This is a genomic window from Streptomyces sp. NPDC050164, from assembly GCF_044459945.1.
Classification (GTDB): domain Bacteria; phylum Actinomycetota; class Actinomycetes; order Streptomycetales; family Streptomycetaceae; genus Streptomyces; species Streptomyces coeruleorubidus_A.
In genome coordinates this window covers 1-1418 of record NZ_JBITJK010000103.1, presented here as the reverse complement: position 1 = coordinate 1418, position 1418 = coordinate 1, and the positions used below count along the sequence as shown (strand labels likewise).

Here is a 1418-nt window from a genome sequence, read left to right as displayed (position 1 = left end):
CCTAGTAGTGCTTCGTTAGGTTCTGGCTCTGGTTCTGCTGGTGGTGAGGGGTCGTCCGCAGGTGGTGCAGGTGCCGGTCCAGCACCTCAGCAGGTCCTGGAGCATGTCGAGGACCTGGTAGAGGGTCAGGCCGGCATTTGGGCTTTTGGGTCGAGCCGCCGCAGGGTGAGGAATGCCTGGGCGGCGGTGACGAGGGTGACGTGGTGGTGCCAGCCGCGCCAGGTGCGGCCCTCGAAGTGGTCCAGTCCCAGCCCGTGCTTGAGTTCGCGGTAGTCGTGCTCGATGCGCCAGCGCATCTTCGCCCACCGCACCAGGTCAGCGGCCGGTGTGGTGGCAGGCAGGTTCGATATCCAGTAGTCCGTCGGAGCGTCCTGGCCGTCCGGCCATTCGACCAGGAGGGTCCGGGTGGGCAGGACGCCGTCCCACCGGTTGCGGCCGCCGCCCGCCTCCTGGGCTGCGGCCAGGGCCTGCTTGCCCGCGGGCCGCACTGTCAGCACCGCGAACCGTGAGGTCATCGCGCCCTTGCTGCCGCGGCGCCAGGTCACCTCGGTGAACCGGCCGGCACCGGCCTCGACAGCAAGGACGGCGACGCCTCGCGGTGGGGTGCGGTAACGGGGCAGCGTGGGCGGACCGAGCCCGCCGTAAGCGGGCTGGTGCGGCTCGACCTCCTCCGGGTGGGCGACTTCCTTCCCGGTCAGGGCGAGAACATAGGACAGCCCTCGCTCCTCGAGGCCGAGCCGGAACGGGGTGCTGACGCCGTAGCCAGCGTCGGCGACCACGACCGGCGCCTTCAACTGCCAGGCGGCGAGTGTGTCGAGCAGGCCGAGCGCCAGACGCCACTTCTCCTGGTGGACGACGCCGTCGGGGACTGCTGCCCTGCGGCAGCGGTCCGGCTCGTCCGTCCACTCGCGCGGCAGATACAACTCCCAGTTCAACGGGCAGGACGCAGTGTCGGTGGCGGCATGGACACTGACCGCGACCTGGCAGTTCGCCCGCTTCCCGACCGCCCCGCAGTACTGACGGGCCACCCCCACCGACGCGGTGCCGCACTTGGGGAACGACACATCGTCGACCACCCACACCTCGGGCGTGATCGCCTCGGACAGCCGCTCGGCGATCCGCCGCCTGACCGGCAGCGGATCCCACGGCGACTGGTTCACGAACTGCTGCAGGGCCTGCATGTTCCCGTCCGGCAGCCGCTCCGCCATCGGCTGGATCGATTTCCGCCGGCCATCCAGCATCAGGCCCCGCAGGTAACACTCGCCCCACCGCCGCTGATCCCGCCGCGGCAACGACCCGAACACATCGGCAACGAACTCCGCCAACTCGCCCCGGAGTCGTTCCACCTCCCCCAACCTCATACCGGAGAGGATGCCCACCACCAGGCGAGATCACCCAACGTAACGAAGCACTACTAG

1 protein-coding gene is annotated in these 1418 nt (G+C 69.6%); it reads right to left on the bottom strand.

Annotated elements, in window-relative coordinates; genetic code table 11:
* Positions 1–125: 125 nt before the first annotated feature.
* Positions 126–1361 carry an IS701 family transposase gene (locus tag ACIBNA_RS45050; protein WP_399171296.1) on the bottom strand — a complete coding sequence of 412 codons (1236 nt, stop codon included), beginning with the start codon at positions 1359–1361 and terminating at the stop codon, positions 126–128.
* Between the last annotated feature and the right edge of the window lie 57 nt (positions 1362–1418).

What these genes read in the sequence shown, in the direction of transcription:
- ACIBNA_RS45050 (WP_399171296.1), bottom strand. Translation starts at nt 1,361, where the DNA reads ATGAGGTTGGGGGAGGTGGAACGACTCCGGGGCGAGTTGGCGGAGTTC.